The sequence below is a fragment of the Paenibacillus rhizolycopersici genome, assembly GCF_014947195.2.
GTDB lineage: Bacteria > Bacillota > Bacilli > Paenibacillales > Paenibacillaceae > Fontibacillus > Fontibacillus rhizolycopersici.
Window position 1 is genome coordinate 70,713 of record NZ_JADCNN020000016.1, and the last position, 19,636, is coordinate 90,348.

Genomic DNA, 19,636 nt, shown 5'->3' on the forward strand with positions numbered 1-19,636 from the left:
GCACACCTCGATTTTTCTCTTTCTTTTTCACCCATTATATAATCACTATTTCTCGTGTAAATGAACGTAAAAAGCTCTGCCCATCCCATGTCTCTTGAAAATCCAGCGCCTTACCAATCGGAACAATCCGATCGATGCCCCGATCGGAAATGTTTGCAGCCAGTTCCATTAACTCGACCTTATTATAACCAAAATACGATAGGGTCTGATCCTTGTCGTTCAGTATAGGCAATAGATGGGAGATCTCTTCCACGATCATTTCCATGAAAAAACCACCTCCGCAATGGCGTTCTCTTACATCTGCTTTTACATGATCCAACATAACTCGCACATAGGCTGGTCGGTTAACCATCTCCGTCACCTCCTGATCTGCAGCAAGCCATAAGCCTGTCGTCAGCTTCTGAACCTGTAGAGCAGGGAGTAACTCCGAAGCCTTATCCCTATGAACTTCTTCGAGCGTTCGCCAAAATCTATCCTGCGCCCGCTTCACCTCCTCATGATCCCCGTGCCATACAATTAGCCGCGGAGATGAGCAGGCCAGTTGATCGAACCAGTAGGCATCGTTGTAAAACTGCTGGACTAGCTGCACGAATGCCGTCTGTTCCAGTTCGTTACACGCTTCCGCCTTCATCAGCGAAAGGGAAAAGCGATCCGGAAACACCAGTTCACTCGCCACAGGCAATAGAGGAATGCGACGCACTGTATTAACCGTTGCATCCCCACCCCATATCACACGTACGTGACACATCCCACTAAGCTCCGCTGTTATAGCATCATTGTGTTCATAAGTCAAAATAACATTCCGTTCGGCAAGTTCCTGATAAGCTGGCTTGGCCAACTCGGAAACAATTTCTTGTAGCAAAATATGCTGCTGTGCTTGCTCCTTGTTAGACAAGCGAATAATGTTGCGATTACCTGCCAATAAAGACAGTATCCATGAATATATGAAAATCGTATCCACATTGGATGGGGCAATATGGAACACTGTCCCTCTTGCTTTCATGATGCGCCCCGTCGTATCCTGCTTCCATTGTTGTTGCATGGCTCCCATACTCGCTTTGCGCATCCAAAAGCCCAGGGCGATGATTTCCGGATACTGACGCATTCTAACGAACCGTTGCGACAAGGCTTGTGCAAATGTAAGCACAACGGGGTGAAATGGGGTCAGGGGGCTCTTGTCGGATAACTGCTTCAAAACCTCTTCCCCATGTTCATAAGGAAAGAAGAATTTCCTACTCATGCTTCCCGCCCCCTTGTCCAAATGCGTAAGTATCACTACAACCTCTCAGTTCAGCCTTAGGGATTCTACCCTCCACGCTGAAATATTTCCCTTTCCAGCCACAGGGGCAATCATCCTCCCCATGAATGACTCCCAGATCTTCTGTCAGCAAACTATGGCCTGGGTAACTCTTGGGCAATAAGCTCAGTACCTGAATGAGGCCTTGCTGTCCATTAGGCAGTACCTCAAAGGTAATCGGATCTCGTATGATAACGTCGGCAAAATTGGGGGTATGCAAGTGACCATGTTTGCACTCTACAAAAATAGAGCCTACTTGTTCAACCATACCGTAATAGTTATGAATTTGACGAATGCCCAGCACGCGCTGTAATTCGGATTTGAAGGTTGCAGCGTCCACAGCTTCATCCTGCAGCTTCTTCCAACCTCCGCCGTGAATGAGCAAGCTGTCGCCGAAATTAATACTAATTTCTTTCTGCTTCGCCTCCAGATACACATGTTTCCAGATCATATAGGTGAATCCGAATAACAAAATTTGGGTACCTTCATGTTGGCTAATGAACTGAGCAAGACCTTCCCAGTCTACGGACATATCATCGTTCAATGCATAAAAATGTTGCCTGCCGAAGTTGGCAAAGCCTAATATTCCTGCCCCACGAGCGCTGAACGAACGTCGGTCCTTTAGTACGGACTTCGTATCCAATATAATCATCGGAATACGCTGGGTTCCCAGGATGGGCTTCATAACTTCCACCAGAGCCTTGGATTGTTGCAAGGCTGTCTCTTTGTCTAGATAGATTTTCGATACCTGCTGGCCTGTCGTTCCACTAGAGGTTAGTACTTTCACAATACGTTCTTGAGGAACCGATATCAGATCCATCAATTTAAATAGTTGCACAGGCAGATAGGGGAGTGCCTGGAGCCGCGTACTTTGTTGCAGTGAACCCGATTTTTCAAGCATCGCTCGATATGCAGCGTTGTTGTCTATATGATGCAAGGTCAGTTCATTCAGCCCTTGTAGTAGCTGCTGCTGCTTCAACTGTACATGCAAATTATAAGGATAATCCATCATGATTCATCCTTTAGTGACTGATAGTTTATTTTCCCGTTAGCCAATCTTGGAATTTCATCTACGCTGATAACCTTATACGCTGTCGTATGCAGCTTATATAGTTGATCAATATGATGCTTAATATCGGTAACATGCTGGCTGGATTCCGTCACGACGAGCATTCGATCATCGTTTCCGGTACAGGCTACAGGTTGCTGAAGCAACACTTCGAGCTGCTTTTCGACCTCATCAAGATTGATCCGCAATCCAAACAACTTGATAAACCGCTTCATTCGACCAGTAATCGTAAAAAACCCTTCTTCATCCACCGTTGCGGTATCACCTGTATATAGTGTCCCACCATATTCATCACCTTTAGCCAAATCTTTCAGCGTCTCCGCATAGCCTAACATCACGTTATCACCGTAGTAGATTAACTCACCTGTGTTAGATGCGAGATCCAGCCGGCCGCCAGGTATAGGAATACCTATACATCCCGGTTTGTCTAGTACCCGATTGCTGGGGATATAAGAAATACGAGGGGCGGCTTCAGTCTGCCCATACATAACGAAGAATCGCTTCCCCAACTCCATGGCATACTCACCAAATAGGCGTACCAATCGTTCTTCGAGACGCCCGCCTGCCTGAGTCAAGGTTTGGAGATGAGGAAGGTTCATTTTAAAGAAGCCTACTCGCTCCAGCATCCGGTATGTAAATGGAACACCCGGAAGAGAAGTAGCATGGCCATCGCGAACAAACTCCCAGAACGATTTAGCTACAACGCTTTCCCTTGTTAATAGCACAGCAGCTCCTGCTTGAAAATGGCTGTTCAATATGGATAATCCGTACGAATAGGATAAGGGAAGATTCAAGATCCCCCGCTCATCAGAACCAATATTCAGATACTGTGCAATCGCCGCTGCATTTGACTGCAAATTCGTGTAAGACAGACGCACAAATTTCTGGCTACCCGTCGTACCTGATGTGCTAAGCAATACCGCAAGCTCAGGATGAATAAACGCTTCGCTATACTGCTCGCGCTCCAAAAAATGACCAAGCTCTTGGTATCCAGCAAAGAGATGCTGCTCATTCGAGCCAACAATCCACTTTGGCTGATAAGTCGCTACAATTTGCTCCAATAACTCGATATTAGCCGCAGCGTTCATCAACATTACCGCCTGCCCGGCTTGTAAAGCAGCCACATAAGCTGCTACGACCTCTATCACATGATCGCAAAGTAATAGAACGAGTTCTTTATGACTGGATTGAAACTCGTACTGGTTCGCCATAGCTTGCAACTCAGCATAGGTCAACTTGCGTTGTTCTGTAATGACAGCGTATCGTTCCCCAAGTGACTGTATATTGAAAAACATCGCTGACTCCTTTCAAACGATAAAAGAATGGGGTCTGGTATCTACACCACACCCTTGAATATTAAAACTGCACATCGTATTTAGCTAGTATTTCCTTGGCCTTCGCAAATGAACTCAACTCAAGCACATCATCCGTATCCAGCATAGTATCAAATACATCGTCGATCTCAGCTATCAAGGTCATATGAGCAATGGAATCCCACTCGGGAATTCCGTTATAAGTCAAGTTGTTCGTTACGAGCTCTGGATCTATTTGCAGAGCATCTGCAAAGATTTCACGCAGCTTTTGTTCATTATTCATCACTTATCCCACCTTACTATTCTATATATTATATCGGGCCTTACTTATCATCGTGTTAGAGAGTTATAGGAGGAATTCAGTAGTGAATCTATGGTATCGCTGACTCAGCTCTTTCCATGTCGACGCGAGCAATTCAAAGTAATGCACGTCATGATAACGTTCGTATTTATAAATATGCTCCTTGAAGATCGCGGTCGGTGTATAACCGTGATGAAGATGCATCTTCATGATGCCATCATTCCCCTCCATAACTTCTGCATACAGCTTATTCAAGCCGAGATCAAAAAAGGCGAAGTTATATAAGTAAGGTAGAATACGCCCTGCAATCATCGTGTAGTGCAAATCTCCAAGGTAGTAACCAGATGCTGCCTTTCGGTTTTTTCGATCTAGATCATTAAGTGAAACCAATCCTATTGCAGCCTTCTTATATTCAATCATCCAATAATATTGGGTGTCGTCCTGAGATATCGACTTATACCATTCCATTTGCTGATCCAAATTTCTCTCAATATCGGTAAACATGTATTTGGTGACATGCTCGCTGGTTCGCCACTGTAAGACCTGCTCCATATCACTCGCGGCCATTTTTCTAAAGGTTATCACGTCACATCACCACCGCTAATCCTTAGTCTTTAAATAACCATTCCGCCATCCACACCAATGACTTGCCCTGTTATATAGGAGGAGAGGTCAGAGGCCAGGAAAAGGATCGTATTGGCCACTTCTTCGGGTGTGCCGATTCGGTTCATCGTGATGCCGTTTAATCGTTGCGCATGTTTTTCCTCTGATAACATTGCAGTAAAGTCAGTGGCAATGTATCCTGGGGCTACTGCATTCACCCGAATATTATGTTTCCCCAACTCTTTGGCTGCCGAGTAGGTTGCACCGATCACGGCTGCCTTACTTGAAGCGTAGGCTACTTGCCCCGCATTACCCGTTCTGCCAATAATGGAGCTGATATTGATTATTGACCCTTGCTTTTGCAGAGTCATCAATCGAGAGGCATATTGCATGTGATAAATGACAGCCTCAATATTTATCGAGAACGTAGACTTTATTTGCTGCTCATTGACCATACCCAGCAAAGCGTCATCCAGCACCCCGGCATTATTGACTAGCACATCTAGTGTTCTAAGGTTCTTTTTAATCCATTGAAAAGCATGCTTGATTTCATGTGTATCACTCACATCGTAGGGTAACAGGTAAACCTCTGCGTCATACTCATGTTGCAACTCAACCTTTAAATGTTCAAGCGACTCCCTATTGCGCCCGTTTAGGACAAGTACTGCTCCATGCTTGGCAAATTGTATAGCTGTCTCTCGACCGATGCCCCGGGATGCTCCGGTAATGAAAGTTTTTTTACCCTGCAACATGTTAATCATCCTTTTACAAAAGGGTCCAGAACTCATTTCGAATATACTTGTGTTATGAATAGCGTAGCAAACTTGTTCTTAATTCACGCATAGTAAACTTATACTGGACAGATGCCTCACCTAGTTTATCCAAATTGTACGCTGCATCCAAGTAACCGGGATAATGCAGTAGCGCACGCTTCAATAATGTTTTTGCTTCCTCAGTATCTCCGTCCACCGCACATAATACAGCAAGATTGTTTAAAGCCGCACCATGAGCGTGCTGGTATTGAAGAATGCTCTGATACAACACCTTTGCGGCAGAATAATTCTGATTATGTAGTGCGATCAAAGCCTTTGTGAATAATACTGAGATATATTGAGGGGACTGGGGATCTGGCCGCAACTCGTCAGCTAAGATACTCGCTTCCTTCCACTCCTCGAAGCGAATTAGGAAACGTATATAATCCAATTGGTTGTCCTCCAGCAGGCGGTCCCGCTTAAATACTGCTTTCTTAAGCGTCTGTAAGCCAAACTTTGCTAATAGAACCTTTTCACCTTGTCTGGTCGACTCCATACTGCTCGTCGTGTTGGAAGGATGTCTACGAATATATGACAGAGGCTCGGGAACATGCCCGATGTTTTTTCCGCTTAGAAGGACTCTAAGCCAAAGATCAACATCTTCAACATATTTAATCGACGTATCGAATCCACTCATTTCTTCCAGTACAGCTTTCTTAATCAAGCTGCCAGACGGTGATATGATCGGATTTCGTAATAACATTTGGACAAAACCATCTTGTCCATGAAGACCATACCCCTTAAATGCTTCTGATATTGACTTACATGTTTCATCTATCTGTACGGCCTCACTATACACTGCACAATATCTGCCGGGATTCTCCTCGATATAACGAGCATACTTTTCGATTAGGGTAGGCGCGCACTCGTCATCCGCATCCAGAAAGAGAATCCAGTCTCCTTGCGCTTTCTGTAAGCCTGCATTTCTTGCAGCAGACGCTCCCTGGTTGGTCTGTCTCAACAGTACAATATGTCGATAGGTTTTTTGAAGATCACTAACCAGGCTCAGTGTATCATCAGTACTGCCATCGTCAATAATAATAATCTCATGAATGGTTTGAGATTGGTGTATCAAACAGAGAACTGAACGCTTTAAATATTTTCCAGCGTTATATGCAGGAATTATTGCGGATATCTTCATCGATAAAGCCCCTTAATATCTTGAATGCAGATCTACTACATTTCCACATCATATTCCAAATTGAGAAGCTAATCTCCATATAGATGTTAGTTCAAAAAAATCTTGATTCTCCACCAACCCTAACCCGGATAATTGTTGAGATATTTCCTTAACGTACATGCTTGTAATGAAAATCACTATGTTCTCAAGTTCCATGATCTCTCTTGGTGAGAGTACTTTCACTCCATTAAAGAACGTATTCCATTTATCCGGAGAATTATCGCAGAAATATGCTACGTCTACTCCATATTGTTTGAATTTTTCTAAATTTGTTGCTCCCGCTACACTTGCGCCAAATAGGACTATCTTTTTCTCCGTTTGTTGTCCTAGAAATACGAGTTCGGGATATTTAACATAAGAATAATTAATCTCGTCCAAGTAGTGGAAATATCTTTCTTGATAAGGATGAGAACAAAATACATACCACGGCTTATACCGTCCTATATAATGGATAATTGAAGGGGTGCTAACAGCTTGCTCCACTTCCCCTATCCCGAAATGTTTGGAATATTGATCTTCAAAGAAGCTAAAGTTGGTTGTACTGTTCCACTTTAAATGGAACCTTTTCCAATTTCCTCGCAGTACTCCATTTAAAATATCCTGATCTCCATAGACAAGCTTATCGGGATGTGTCAACGCATAAGTACGACACGTTAGCCAAAAATCTTCTTCTCTCCACTTTTTAAGGTTAATCAAAATAACACCTGCGTTGAAATAATAAGTGTCCCTTTCCAACTCAAGCAATTTAATCATTTCGTATGATAACTCATTAGTTGCAGCAAGGTGATAATCTTCTAAGTCTATTGCATAGAGTTTACTTATGTCATCCTCTACAATTACATCACAATCTAAATACAATACTTTATTTATATCTTTTGGTAATAGAATAGGGGCAAGTAAGCGATACAAAGTCTGAATAGTTAAATGCTCGGCTATGATATTTATCCCCGCAAGAATATCATCCTTCACAGTATAGTAATACAAATCGACTGAAGAATATTCACAAAACATCTCAGTAATATATTTTTTATCAACTTCCAAAAAATCGTTATTCAAAATGTGTATGCTTAATTGCTCAGTCGTATTTAAAATCACCGATGCAAGCATAGCACACATATGTTGTTTATAATCTCTATTTGCTGCACAAACCAAATGAATCATGGTATCTCTCCCTTTATAGGTTCTACTGAAAATACAATTTCAATGTAGGGTACAACTCTGTTTGGGTAGAGGCAGTATAGAGAGTAATCCCTTTTTCTTGAAGAAACAATTCATTGATCATATAGATGTATTTATCTGCTCTTAAGGCATATTCTTCGCTCATCACGCCGTGTTTCTCTCTTTTTTGCCATTCCTCCCTGTTAGGATATCTAGCATTACTGTCATATATATAGTCTTTCGAATCCTCGTAAAAATGAGTATCATTACAGAGGTCAACACCACACAAAATAATCTCTTTATATCCCATAGCCATAGCATGAAATATCACTGTAGTAATACTTGTGACTCCACCTAAGTGTATTCCTTCATCAGCAAGTAGTTCCTCTATGTTTAGCAATTTTATTAAAAGTAACATTTGTCTTTGTGATTGTTCTGTAAATGAATGTAATCGTATATCATATGTGAGTGGAACACTATCAAAATTATTAATTAAATAAGCATAGTAATTAGGATTAGATGAAGGAATATCTTTAATATACATTAAGGGATAACCAGACCTTGCTTTAACATTATGCATTAACATATCAAATTTATCTAAATCATTGTATACGAATTCGGTTGAATAATACGTAGGAACCAAACGATGAACGTTCCAAAAATTCACCCCCCAAGAATCACATCTATTTATGTGATCCCATTGTTGTTCAGTGAAAGAATTTGTGGATGAGCCGGTTCCAAATATAAATAGTGTATCATTCTTTTTGTATTTCCTAAGCTCTTCCCTGAGAACAAAATGATATTCCACTCCGAAATCATCCATTTCCTGAATGATTCTCTTTGAAGTATCCATCTCTCGTTTCATGATGGTTATTGCAGATGAATCAAAGAAATCCCGCGCTTCAATCAACCCGTATGCTTCTAATTGTTCCTTGATCTCTTTATAGTACATACTGGCAATTATTATAGGGTGATTTCTTATATTCTCATCATTAGGTATGAAGACCTCATAATTCATAAATGCATTTTTACGCTGATCATTATCCAAAAAATATGCAATTTCAATTTGTGGAAGATATTCAGAAAAGAACTGAGCAACTACTTCACCAAAAGTTGATGCGCCAAATATAACTATATTTTTCATAATGCCCCATCTCTATTTGTTCAAATGGATGTCTCGAATTTATCAATCTTCATTAACCCAATACTACAATCATCACCTACAGGGAAGAGAACAACATCTTTTATCATTGATTGGAACTCTCTCACAGCCTGTTTAATGCCTAAATAAGCACCTGAATAGTAATCATGTATTAAGATAACTCCACCTACACTTAATTTAGTCCATAATACCTTTAACCCTTCAATAGTAGGCCTGTATAAATCTAAATCCATACTAATAAAACAAAATGTATTTTCCAATCCAATAGTTGTTTCAGGGAAATATCCTTCCTTTATCACGATATTCTCAGGGTGCTTCATCTTCTGCATTACTAAACCAATCGAAGTGTTCTTTAGATGTCCTTCACTAGCATTTGAAAATTGGTACATCTGTTCGACTTCAATGTCTCTTTGATCGAATCCATTGAAAGAATCGAACAAATATAATCTTTTATCCGGAAAGCACTCATTGATATGGCTCGCGAAATCTCCTTGAAACACACCAACTTCAGCCACATCACCTAAAACCAGAGCCTCTCGTAACTCTACTGATAACTTCCTTAAAAAATCGATTCTTGCCCGGACTCTATATTCGACATACTTTGTAAGTATGCATTTTTCATCTATACCTAAGCTTAGAATTTGATTTTTAATACTAGTCATGCTCGAGAGACTGGCAATAATAACATAGTCATATTCAAGTGTAACAAGCTGTGGTGGAGAATATACTTTTGTGCCAAAAAGAATAGTATTCCATTTTTCGGAATTATTATCGATAAACCCAATAATTTGATATTCCTTATTAACTTCTTGAAAAATAGTTTGAATAGATGGACTAGCCCCCCAAATTAAGACCTTTTTCATTCCAACTACCACTCCTTAATAATTGTCTTACGCTCCATAGGATCTTTATTACGAATGTTGTTATCCTCATAATAAGAATCATTTCTTACATGGGTAGTTGAAATCTCTTCAAAGATGGCACCATTTTTGGAAGAGAATGAATGTACTTGTCCCCTAAGCACAGTTTGCATATCTCCAGGACTCAATTGCTTCCTTTGACCGTCAATTTCCACTTCCAAATCCCCATACAATAACTGAAAGCTCTCCTCTTTTATTTCATGGTAGTGGCGAGGGTGCTTTTGCCCAGGCAAAACAACAATGAGTTTTTTACAGTACTCACGATTTATAATATTAATAATAAGGGCACCAAATTGTCTAAAGTTACTAATACCATAGTGGTGTGAAAGTTCTAGCTCAAATTGATTACCAACGGCGATTCCAGCTTCAAACAGCATCCCTTTGGCATCATGTATAACACTTCTTGCACTCTTAATGTCCGAAATATATTTTCTCTCATAAATTGCTTCATTCACTTCATACTCCCTCGATACGACGATCCCCTCATAAAAATCCCCACTCGTGAGTTGCTCCTCTTGATAAGGCATTGCAAAAAACACATCATCTTTCGTAAGCGCTTCACCTTTAACTATTTTTCTCTTTGCATATACCCCTCTGGCTAACGAGTGCAGTGAATCAATTTCCTCTTGGCTAATGTATTTCGTATTTTCTTTCTTCAATTCACATATACTCCGAGCCTTAACAATAGAAGCAACCCACTGATCAGCTTGCTGAGGATTCATCGAGTAAGCATTTAAAGTAATCGTTTCAGTAGGAAGACCTACATGTCTTTCGAAGATTTTTGCTCCTTTGGCTACTGTTAGCATAGACACTGTATGATCATCAGGATCCTCGTGTCCTGAATAACCAATCTGTACGTTACGGTACCGACCCTTCATACGGTCTATAAAATCCAGTTGTAGCCGCTCTAATGGAGCAGGATACTCCGCCACACAGTGCAATAACGAAAACTCAGCATTTCTATGCGTGAAGAAATTATATATTTTATCGATATCAGAAATTGTTTTTCCGCCTGTAGAGATAATTAATGGCTTGCCTGTCTGTGATGCTGCTTCTAGCAATGGCCAATCCAGAGAACTACAACTTGCGATTTTAATAATATCTAAGCCTTGTTCCACACACCATTTCACGCCTTCTTCATCAAAAGGAGTGCTGATAGTTACCATACCTTCATCCTTCACTGCAGTTACAAGCTCACAAAACTGATCAAAAGAAAGACGAGTACTCATAAATCTCGGTATATGTTTAACATCTCCCCTTTCCTTATATTCTGGATGAATAAATGTGTCCAAGTCACGATATTGCAGTTTGACAGCAGCTTTAACATTATATTTGCGTGCAATCTTTCCCATTTCTTTAATAATATTAATTCCGTGGCTTACACTACCTTGGTGGCTATTCGCCATTTCGAATATAATCAAATTATCAAAGACACTCACAACAATTCCTCTCCTATCACCACAGAAAAATTTGATACAAGAAATTTATATCCAGCATCTTATCATCAATATAGTAATCCGCATGAGGTTTTCCGAATATAAGCTCATGGTATTGAACGCCCCATTGGGCCATCTGTGTTTTAGTTACTTCTTCCCAATCACGTTTAGTCACATACCCTCTAGCGGTAAACAAAACAATATCGTTGCCCATGTCATACAATTTATTGATCACTTTTATCAACTGCTGATTTGGTTCTGCCTTAGTGTAATCCAGATCCCCTCTAAACTGTGCGATTACTCCATCTATATCAAACACGAACCTTTGATTGCCAGCCAATATCTTAAGATATTGTTCAGCTCTCAAAAATTCTTGCTCCGTATCAATATCAAAGTTTTGTCGCATAACGTATCCTTTAATATTGCTACCTGTCATGGAGTTCAACTCCGTTATTACTTTTGTTCTAACCACATCTATACAAGCATTCTGGTAATAAAGAGTCGGCAATTTTTGCCTAGGCATGTTATAAGCCTCTGGAATATCAGCTAAGAGTGGAGTTAATTTATTATCTCCATCCATTCGCCACATCTTATAGGCAATTTCATTTGCTTGTGCTACACATCTAACAGAATCGGCTGTTTCATCTGTGAGTAAAATATCAACCATAGCATCAATATCTCTTACATCCCTTATAGGGTACGTAGGTCTTAATTGTACGACTACATCAGGAATATAACCCTCATGATCACTCAAGTAATTTAATGCATGTTGAAATACTTCTATATCAAGTGAATGATCCTCAGATATTTCTTTGGGCCTTAGAAAGGGAACATCTGCCCCATATTGCTTGGCAATATCTGCATATTCCTCACTATCCGTACTAACAATAGTTCTGTTTATGCGCTTCGAATCTAAAGCATGTTCTATTGAATATGCTAACATTGGCTTCCCATTAAGGGGGCGAATATTCTTATGTTTTACTGTTTTCGAGCCTGATCTAGCAGGGATAATAGCAAGTATCTCACTCATAAAATACTCCCATTCATACAGCAGTCTTTTATAAAATTTGGATAGCTACTTGTTGAGAATTACTAGTGTATCCGATATATCGAAAACTTATATTGTTTTCATTCACATATTCCATAAATGCTTTATATTCGCCATTACGCCATCCAGGGTAATTGAAAAATTCATCAAAAACAATTACTGTTTCCTTTGTAATTCTCTCTTTTAACACATCAATTATGTCCTTAGTGGATGAGTACAAATCACAGTCGATGTGGATAAATGAACAATTTCCACTGTGAAAACCAATAAATTGAGGAAGCGTCTGGTTAAACCAACCTTTGACCAATTCAACGTTGTTATTTACTACTGGAACTTCTTCTACCTTAAAATGTGCAGCTGAATATCCGTCTCTCCAGTACTCAGGTAAGCCCTCGAATGAGTCAAAGCCATAAACAGTCTTGTCGACTTTAGACGAAATAAAGTTTATTGTAGCACCTTTATATACACCAAACTCCATAAATAATCCGTTAGATTTACAGTGATTTAATGCGAATTCTAATAAATCGAACTTATTCTCAAAAGAGTTGGTTTTCACCAAATACTTCTCAACAAAGTCAACGGTTTGTTCAAGAGCTCTTCTCTGCAGTTCTCTTTTGATATCAAAAGAATGTAAGTTCAACAATCTTTTTGTATTTTCAGAGGCTAGATCTTCTAATTCCTTTATACCATCCCAAAAATGAATACCTTCCACCAACTGAAAAGAAATCAACTGTTCTTTGATTTCGCTATAGAAGGATGATGCTACAATAATTCTTAAATTCTTTTTATCCATCTTGGATAATATCTGCGGGGGCTTTATTAAATATCCGTAAAAGTCCGTTTCCCATTTGTCAGGGTTATTATCAATAACGAAATCAATTGCTAGAAATCGATGCCACTGAAGAATCCGTTTTCCACCATCTCCTGCTCCGAATACTAATAGCATATCGTTTCAACCTCATGGGTCTTCAACATATTTCGACCATCAAAGATAACTTCCGACTTCATCAGTTTACTCAGGCTCGACCAATCTGCCTGAATGAATTCTTCCCACTCTGTAACAAGCAATGTAGCATCTGCCTTTGTCACACACTCATCAATATTGCTAGCGTAGGTGAGATTAAACTGATCAAATAAAGGCGTATGCTTTACCACTGGATCATAGACCACAATCCTAGCTCCTTTTGCAACTAGGCTACTAATAATGTCTATGGATGGTGCTTCTCTCATATCATCCGTATTTGGTTTAAACGCAAGTCCCAATACAGCAATTTTTTTACCATTAACATCGCCTTCGAAATGCCGTAGGACCTTATCCACAAAAAGTTGTCGTTGCTCTTTATTCGCTTGAATTGCAGACTCCACAATACTCATCGAGATATCACTTTTTCTGCCTAAATTTACAAGCGCTTCGGTGTCCTTAGGAAAACAAGAACCTCCATAGCCCAAACCCGCATTAAGAAACTCTCGACCAATACGTCGATCCATCCCCATCCCATCAGATACAGCTCGAATATCCGCACCCAAAGCTTCACATAAATTAGAAATTTGGTTAATATAGCTAATCTTCACCGCTAAAAATGCATTAGATGCATATTTAATCATCTCTGCACTTCTTCGATCGGTACGCAATATAGGAATTCGAATAGGGTTAAATACAGATTCAACCAAATCGCCAGCCTTCTCATTGTCGGCTCCGATAACGATACGATCCCCATGCAGGGTATCCTGAACAGCATGTCCTTCACGCAAAAACTCGGGGTTAGATACCACCTGAATATCCAGACCCGGCTTAGCATATTGCCGAATTATTTGTTCCACCATATCATTCGCACCTACAGGAACCGTACTTTTAACAACGACTACAACATCTTGTACAACATGAAACGCAATGTCTTTAGCAGCCTGCTTGAGATAAGTAAGATTAGCAGCCCCATCCTCACCCTGTGGGGTGCCTACGGCGATAAAAATTACTTTCGAATCCTTGAATGCTTGTTCAGTTTTCGTAGTAAAATGTAGTCTCCCAAGTTCCATATTTCGTTGAAGCAGTTCTTCCAGCCCTGGCTCAAAAATCGGGGATACCCCCGCAATCAGTGTATTTATCTTATTCTCGTCCGTATCCAGACAAACTACAGTATGTCCAATCTCTGACAACACCGTCCCTGTTACTAACCCTACGTACCCCGTACCGATGACTGCCACATTCATATGCAAACCTTCCTTCAAGTAAACTGTTTGCTGCTTCTTAATTAGGATCTATCTTTAAAGTATTGAACCGTCTTTTGAATTCCTTCATCTAACCTTACTTTTGGAGACCAATTGAGCAACCTCTTTGCCTCATCTATCACAGGCTTTCTTTGCTTGGGGTCATCCTCCGGTAACGGCAGGAATTTCAATTCTGTAGTATTTTGGGTCCATTTCATTACTTTTTCTGCAAGCTCCAGCATGGTAAATTCATCGGGATTCCCCAAATTTATTGGTCCAGTTACTTCCTTCGGAGACTCCATCATTCTCAGAAAACCCTCAATCAGATCGTCTACATAACAAAATGATCTAGTTTGTTGACCATCGCCATACACAGTCAGCGGTTTATCCTGCAGTGACTGTACAATAAAATTGCTGACCACACGACCATCTCTAGCATCCATACGGGGTCCGTAGGTATTGAAGATACGAACTACTTTAATAGGAACATCATACATGCGAGCATAGTCAAAAAGTAATGTCTCCGCTCCACGTTTCCCTTCATCATAGCAACTACGAATTCCAATGGGATTTACATGCCCCCAGTACTCCTCAGGTTGAGGGTGAACGATGGGATCCCCATACACCTCTGAAGTTGATGCTTGCAGTATTCTAGCGCCATATTTTTTTGCAAGTTCAAGCAATTGAAGCACACCCAATATGCTAGTTTTGAATGTATGTATCGGGTTCGCTTGGTAATGGACAGGACTAGCTGGGCAGGCAAGATTATAAATGTCATCAAACATGCCCAGTTCAGGAAGCGGCTCAGTTATGTCATGTTGGATAAAAGTAATAGCATCGACCACATGCTCAATATTCTTGAGTGATCCTGTCAGCAAATTATCTACACATACAATTTCATGTCCCTGCTCAAGCAATCGATCTATTAGGTGCGAGCCTAAAAACCCAGCGCCCCCCGTTACTAATATTCTTTTCATAGAGACCCTCCAAATTTTGCTTCATGCCAGTTCCAAGCAGTTTCGATAATTTCATGTAAATCGTAGCTAGGCTCCCAGCCAATGATTTGTTTGGCCTTATCCGCACAACCAATTAATTTTTCAGGATCCCCAGGTCTCCTATTGGCCATAACATAATTGACCTTTAAGTTTGTGATGTTTTCGATTTCCTTAATTATCTGTAAATTAGAATAACCTTGCCCGTTGGAGAGATTTAACTTAAGGTTTTGTACGTCATGCTTTAAATAATTTAAAGCTTTAAAATGGGCATCCGCTAAATCCATGACATGAATATAATCCCTTATGCAGGTCCCATCAAAAGTATTAAAATCCGACCCAAATACATGTATAGACTCTCTTTTTCCTATAGCCACATCCATAATTAGTGGAATCAAGTGAGTTTCAGGCTCATGCCACTCCCCTATTGTGCCATCCGGTGCTGCACCAGCCGCATTAAAGTACCGTAATGCCGCAAATTTAAAGCCATATGCAACAGCATAATCTTCGATCATCTGTTCCATCATTAACTTTGTTCTGCCGTACGGATTGATAGGCTGTTGTGAGTGTTCCTCAGTAATGGGTAAGGATACAGGGTTTCCGTATGTTGCACAGGTGGATGAGAACACCAAATGCTTCACTCCGGTCTCTAACATAACATCCAACAAGTTTATTGTATTCGCCAAATTATTTCGATAATATTTTGAAGGATCCATTACCGATTCGCCAACATAAGCAAACGCAGCAAAATGGATAACAGAATCAATCATTGGATATTGAGAAAAAAGAGCACGTAAATCATCCAAGGAAGCTAAATCCCCTCGAACTACTTTCACTGCTGGGGGAAGAAGTTCCATATGCCCTGTACTAAAATTATCGAAAACAACAATGGACTCATCCCGCTCATGCAAGTACTTCACCATATGGGAACCTATATATCCAGCGCCACCTACAACTGCTATCATTCATACCCCTCCAATAAGCACCGGCTTATCTCTATCGCTACATACTATATCGGCAATTTACTTAATAGTATAGAGAAATAGTTTGTTGGAAATTAAAACAAAAAATCGTTTTCAGTTGGAGAAACCACCCACTCTTCTCACCGAATACGATACTTTGCCTAGCTTTATTTATTCAGTCTTTATATCGCTCATCAAAAGCCCGTGAACGAATGAGCAACTCTGACACTTCATCAAATTCCAACGGCTTCTGGTCTTCCGAGCTATACCTTCCATTCTTCAAGGGCCGGGAATTAGGATAAGTCCCTTGTTTAACAAATTCATTTGGTATAACAAACATTTCTTTCAATTCTCTTGCTCGTTTTCCTTCTTCATCTGTCATTAGCTCCTCATACATTTTTTCACCAGGTCGCAACCCTATTTCTATAATCTCTATTTCCTCAGGAGTTACTCCCATTATTCTTGACATTTCTAATACCACAGCTTTCGCTAGATCACCTAATCGGACTACTGGCATCTTCAAAACAAAAACTTCCCCACCCTGAGCATAATGCATTGCTCGAATCGTCAACTCTATTGCTTCATCTAGAGTCATCATAAAACGGCTCATCGACGATCGAGTTACTGTAATTTCACGATTACGTTCAATCTGCTTTTTGAATAGTGGGATAACGGATCCCCTTGAGCCCATAACATTTCCAAAACGAACAGCCGCAAATACGGTGATGGACGACCCCGCTTGATATTGAGCTGAAGAAATCAATCGTTCAGCCATTAACTTAGTTGCACCATACGTATTGGTAGGAGCAATGGCTTTATCTGTACTTAGAAAGATGACTTTCTTCACTCCGGCCGACAGTGCAGACTGTATTACATTTTGTGTACCAATAACATTGGTCTGCACCGCCTCAAACGGATTATATTCGCAAGCAGGAACATGTTTCATAGCCGCACAATGAAACACATAATCTATACCTTCCATAGCTCTGGCTAATCTTTGTTGATCCCTAACATCCCCAATTAAAAACCTAAGCCGGGAAGAAAATCCATGAAACTCCTGAGCCATTTCGAACTGCTTATACTCATCCCGGCTGAATATACGAATAACTTTGGGATTATCCGCGAGCAGTCTCTTGGCCAAATAGCTTCCTATCGTTCCCGTCCCACCTGTAATTAGTATTTTCTTATCTTTATATAAACCGTTCATGCTAACCACCTTACCAATTTAATTAGTCAATTGCTTCTTTTAATTCTTTCTATGGATATTCGGTATAAATCCTCTAATTTGGGCTGTATCCCAATAATCTCTCGCACTATTTTGCCTAAGTACATCACAAAATACTTCGATTTATCATGAATATTTTCTTCTGAAATAATTCGTGATAAATGGTTATCAAAGAATTGGAGTTCCTCAGGCAACAGGGGTTCGTATAGAGTTTTAAAAATTTCTCCATCTACAATGGACGACCAAATCTCCTCAACGACAACCATCGTATTTTCACATTTTCTTGGGTTTGTTCTGCTCAATTCTTCAAGTTTTCTTAATAATCTCAAGATTTTTCTTGTCTTCTCACTAATCCGTTCAATTTCGACAGCTATACGTTTTATCTTATTTACTATATCTTCAATCTGCGTCGGGTTATAGCGCCTGGGCTTATTTACCAGAGCCTTTTCGAACCGGTCGGGGTCGGGATCATTTGTGTTTTTTAAACGGTCGATTATCTCCTCAATAGGAACCCAATTTGTTCCCTCTATTTTTGCGCCTAGTTTTGAGGTATTAATAAAATTAACCTCAGGAAACCACGATAAGACCTCTTCCATCTTGTTAAGGAGAATCTTATAGGGAAGGGTCGTCCGATTCGAACTGCCACTCACGTTTTCAACCCAAATGTTTGCCTGACTTATTGCTCTCGATTGATGAACCTCATGCACATGAGCTACTCCATTGGAGTAATGTTTGTCTGACGGAAATGAAAAGTCTTGGCCTGCAAAAATGATATCGCTGCACCCCATGTACACCGCTGCTTGTACCGCCGTTCCAGAGACCGATGCAAGCGAACGAAGAATTGGCTCCTCCTTATCCGTTTCAAAAAAATATCGCGTCACAGGATCTGTGTCATCATACGCATGAAACATTACAGCGTTAACGCGATCTGTCGCCTTGTAATTAGCGGACGGTGTGTACAGTAGTGGGACTTTTTCTGAACCTGGGACCAAAAATATATTTTCAACAACAGGCCCCCCATCAATGACCACTACCAAATGAGGGGTTATTCCATGTTGCAATAATGCCTGTACGCTTGATCCAGCAGCTATGATCAGACAATAATCTTTAAGTTCTCTAATCCAATTTATATCCAGTTCCAACGAAGGACCGGATCCAACAATTAATGCAGGGGTATTTTGAAACATGCCTTTTAATTGAAATAACGATAGTGAAGATAAATTGGTAACAAAATGATTAAACCGATTAATCATCCATATATCCTTAAACCGAATCAATGTATTCTGATTAATTTTATACTCCGTTACGATTTCATCAAAGACTTGCTGGAACCCCTGAATTTCTCCCATTCTCGTCTTATAGTGGAATGGTAACCTCACAACTGAGCAAGTACCTTGAGCTAATTGACAAATAGGAAAAATAAGTTGACGCCTTTGCCCCATGGATATGCCCACTGCCATACTCTTTACGTTCGGATGATCCAATATATCTCTCAAATCCTCGTTGATCAACGCTGTGATAAATAGATCCATATCCGGCTCATACACATAAATCCATTTATTTGGATACATGTCTAGCAGCAAGCGTAGATGATATCCTAATCCAAGTCCATAGAGCAAAATATGGTCATGATTTGATAATGCATCACTAAGCGATTGGACCCAAAGAGCTAACTCAAGCTGTGCATCATTATTCTCAAACAAGAGCTGCGGGGATGAACTGGGAAGGGTGTATTCGACATTACCTAGCCCCGATTCCATTCTCGAGAAATGATAAACCTCAGGGTCATAGTTATGCTTTTGAAGTTCCATACAAATGTGGGGGTACTTTTTATTAATTTTCATTAGGTTCAATTCTAGGTAATTCATCTACAGATCTCCCGTTCTAAACAAATCATCATAGTATATATATCGGATGATGCATTTATTTAATGATATGCAATACTTGGATACA

The 19,636-nt window shown here is 40.2% G+C and carries 18 protein-coding genes; all 18 read right to left on the reverse strand.

From position 1 onward, the window contains the following. Positions 1 to 34: 34 nt before the first annotated feature. The gene (locus IM700_RS16435; protein ID WP_193417967.1) at positions 35 to 1,240 is read right to left on the reverse strand and encodes an acyl-CoA reductase; all 1,206 of its coding nucleotides are present in this window, start codon (positions 1,238 to 1,240) and stop codon (positions 35 to 37) included. Continuing rightward, a complete protein-coding gene (locus IM700_RS16440; RefSeq protein ID WP_193417969.1) occupies positions 1,233 to 2,306 on the reverse strand; it encodes a LuxE/PaaK family acyltransferase in 1,074 nt (357 codons plus the stop codon). Before IM700_RS16440 ends, IM700_RS16435 begins: the two co-directional genes overlap by 8 nt. Continuing rightward, positions 2,306 to 3,661 (reverse strand): AMP-binding protein, encoded by a 1,356-nt coding sequence (locus IM700_RS16445; RefSeq protein ID WP_193417971.1) that lies wholly within the window; start codon positions 3,659 to 3,661, stop codon positions 2,306 to 2,308. Before IM700_RS16445 ends, IM700_RS16440 begins: the two co-directional genes overlap by 1 nt. A 61-nt stretch (positions 3,662 to 3,722) precedes the next feature. Next, positions 3,723 to 3,962, reverse strand: a complete 240-nt coding sequence (locus tag IM700_RS16450) for an acyl carrier protein (RefSeq protein WP_193417973.1) — start codon at positions 3,960 to 3,962, stop codon at positions 3,723 to 3,725. A gap of 63 nt (positions 3,963 to 4,025) precedes the next feature. Continuing rightward, complete coding sequence (gene pseH / locus IM700_RS16455; RefSeq protein WP_193417975.1) at positions 4,026 to 4,565, reverse strand: UDP-4-amino-4,6-dideoxy-N-acetyl-beta-L-altrosamine N-acetyltransferase; 540 nt, start codon at positions 4,563 to 4,565, stop codon at positions 4,026 to 4,028. Between the two features lie 29 nt (positions 4,566 to 4,594). Then, entirely contained in the window at positions 4,595 to 5,335 is a 741-nt protein-coding gene (locus IM700_RS16460; protein WP_204801176.1) for an SDR family NAD(P)-dependent oxidoreductase, read from the reverse strand. 52 nt (positions 5,336 to 5,387) lie between these two features. Next, positions 5,388 to 6,536, reverse strand: coding sequence for a glycosyltransferase family 2 protein (locus IM700_RS16465; RefSeq protein ID WP_193417979.1), 1,149 nt, complete (start codon positions 6,534 to 6,536; stop codon positions 5,388 to 5,390). Between the two features lie 48 nt (positions 6,537 to 6,584). Further along, complete coding sequence (locus tag IM700_RS16470; RefSeq protein ID WP_193417981.1) at positions 6,585 to 7,736, reverse strand: glycosyltransferase family 8 protein; 1,152 nt, start codon at positions 7,734 to 7,736, stop codon at positions 6,585 to 6,587. A 22-nt stretch (positions 7,737 to 7,758) separates the two neighbouring features. Continuing rightward, positions 7,759 to 8,877 (reverse strand): hypothetical protein, encoded by a 1,119-nt coding sequence (locus IM700_RS16475; RefSeq protein ID WP_193417983.1) that lies wholly within the window; start codon positions 8,875 to 8,877, stop codon positions 7,759 to 7,761. Between the two features lie 20 nt (positions 8,878 to 8,897). After that, positions 8,898 to 9,758 (reverse strand): TylF/MycF/NovP-related O-methyltransferase, encoded by an 861-nt coding sequence (locus tag IM700_RS16480; RefSeq protein WP_193417985.1) that lies wholly within the window; start codon positions 9,756 to 9,758, stop codon positions 8,898 to 8,900. A gap of 5 nt (positions 9,759 to 9,763) precedes the next feature. Next, the gene (locus IM700_RS16485; protein WP_193417987.1) at positions 9,764 to 11,254 is read right to left on the reverse strand and encodes an N-acetylneuraminate synthase family protein; all 1,491 of its coding nucleotides are present in this window, start codon (positions 11,252 to 11,254) and stop codon (positions 9,764 to 9,766) included. A gap of 16 nt (positions 11,255 to 11,270) precedes the next feature. Next, positions 11,271 to 12,281, reverse strand: a complete 1,011-nt coding sequence (locus IM700_RS16490) for an acylneuraminate cytidylyltransferase family protein (protein WP_193417989.1) — start codon at positions 12,279 to 12,281, stop codon at positions 11,271 to 11,273. A 28-nt stretch (positions 12,282 to 12,309) separates the two neighbouring features. Continuing rightward, positions 12,310 to 13,245 (reverse strand): TylF/MycF/NovP-related O-methyltransferase, encoded by a 936-nt coding sequence (locus IM700_RS16495; protein ID WP_193417991.1) that lies wholly within the window; start codon positions 13,243 to 13,245, stop codon positions 12,310 to 12,312. After that, positions 13,236 to 14,507 (reverse strand): UDP-glucose dehydrogenase family protein, encoded by a 1,272-nt coding sequence (locus IM700_RS16500; RefSeq protein WP_193417993.1) that lies wholly within the window; start codon positions 14,505 to 14,507, stop codon positions 13,236 to 13,238. Before IM700_RS16500 ends, IM700_RS16495 begins: the two co-directional genes overlap by 10 nt. Before the next feature lie 41 nt (positions 14,508 to 14,548). Beyond that, positions 14,549 to 15,481 carry a UDP-glucuronic acid decarboxylase family protein gene (locus IM700_RS16505; RefSeq protein ID WP_193417995.1) on the reverse strand — a complete coding sequence of 311 codons (933 nt, stop codon included), beginning with the start codon at positions 15,479 to 15,481 and terminating at the stop codon, positions 14,549 to 14,551. Then, positions 15,478 to 16,461, reverse strand: coding sequence for a UDP-glucose 4-epimerase GalE (galE, locus tag IM700_RS16510; RefSeq protein WP_193417997.1), 984 nt, complete (start codon positions 16,459 to 16,461; stop codon positions 15,478 to 15,480). Before galE ends, IM700_RS16505 begins: the two co-directional genes overlap by 4 nt. A gap of 172 nt (positions 16,462 to 16,633) precedes the next feature. Next, positions 16,634 to 17,665 (reverse strand): UDP-N-acetylglucosamine 4,6-dehydratase family protein, encoded by a 1,032-nt coding sequence (locus IM700_RS16515; protein WP_193417999.1) that lies wholly within the window; start codon positions 17,663 to 17,665, stop codon positions 16,634 to 16,636. A 26-nt stretch (positions 17,666 to 17,691) separates the two neighbouring features. Beyond that, positions 17,692 to 19,551, reverse strand: a complete 1,860-nt coding sequence (locus tag IM700_RS16520; protein ID WP_193418001.1) for a motility associated factor glycosyltransferase family protein — start codon at positions 19,549 to 19,551, stop codon at positions 17,692 to 17,694. Positions 19,552 to 19,636: the final 85 nt, after the last annotated feature.

What these genes read in the sequence shown, in the direction of transcription:
- IM700_RS16480 (WP_193417985.1), bottom strand. Translation starts at nt 9,758, where the DNA reads ATGAAAAAGGTCTTAATTTGGGGGGCTAGTCCATCTATTCAAACTATT.
- IM700_RS16505 (WP_193417995.1), bottom strand. Translation starts at nt 15,481, where the DNA reads ATGAAAAGAATATTAGTAACGGGGGGCGCTGGGTTTTTAGGCTCGCAC.
- IM700_RS16460 (WP_204801176.1), bottom strand. Translation starts at nt 5,335, where the DNA reads ATGTTGCAGGGTAAAAAAACTTTCATTACCGGAGCATCCCGGGGCATC.
- IM700_RS16475 (WP_193417983.1), bottom strand. Translation starts at nt 8,877, where the DNA reads ATGAAAAATATAGTTATATTTGGCGCATCAACTTTTGGTGAAGTAGTT.
- IM700_RS16520 (WP_193418001.1), bottom strand. Translation starts at nt 19,551, where the DNA reads ATGAATTACCTAGAATTGAACCTAATGAAAATTAATAAAAAGTACCCC.
- galE (WP_193417997.1), bottom strand. Translation starts at nt 16,461, where the DNA reads ATGATAGCAGTTGTAGGTGGCGCTGGATATATAGGTTCCCATATGGTG.
- IM700_RS16470 (WP_193417981.1), bottom strand. Translation starts at nt 7,736, where the DNA reads ATGATTCATTTGGTTTGTGCAGCAAATAGAGATTATAAACAACATATG.
- IM700_RS16495 (WP_193417991.1), bottom strand. Translation starts at nt 13,245, where the DNA reads ATGCTATTAGTATTCGGAGCAGGAGATGGTGGAAAACGGATTCTTCAG.
- IM700_RS16450 (WP_193417973.1), bottom strand. Translation starts at nt 3,962, where the DNA reads ATGAATAATGAACAAAAGCTGCGTGAAATCTTTGCAGATGCTCTGCAA.
- IM700_RS16500 (WP_193417993.1), bottom strand. Translation starts at nt 14,507, where the DNA reads ATGAATGTGGCAGTCATCGGTACGGGGTACGTAGGGTTAGTAACAGGG.
- IM700_RS16490 (WP_193417989.1), bottom strand. Translation starts at nt 12,281, where the DNA reads ATGAGTGAGATACTTGCTATTATCCCTGCTAGATCAGGCTCGAAAACA.
- IM700_RS16445 (WP_193417971.1), bottom strand. Translation starts at nt 3,661, where the DNA reads ATGTTTTTCAATATACAGTCACTTGGGGAACGATACGCTGTCATTACA.
- IM700_RS16440 (WP_193417969.1), bottom strand. Translation starts at nt 2,306, where the DNA reads ATGGATTATCCTTATAATTTGCATGTACAGTTGAAGCAGCAGCAGCTA.
- IM700_RS16515 (WP_193417999.1), bottom strand. Translation starts at nt 17,665, where the DNA reads ATGAACGGTTTATATAAAGATAAGAAAATACTAATTACAGGTGGGACG.
- IM700_RS16465 (WP_193417979.1), bottom strand. Translation starts at nt 6,536, where the DNA reads ATGAAGATATCCGCAATAATTCCTGCATATAACGCTGGAAAATATTTA.
- IM700_RS16435 (WP_193417967.1), bottom strand. Translation starts at nt 1,240, where the DNA reads ATGAGTAGGAAATTCTTCTTTCCTTATGAACATGGGGAAGAGGTTTTG.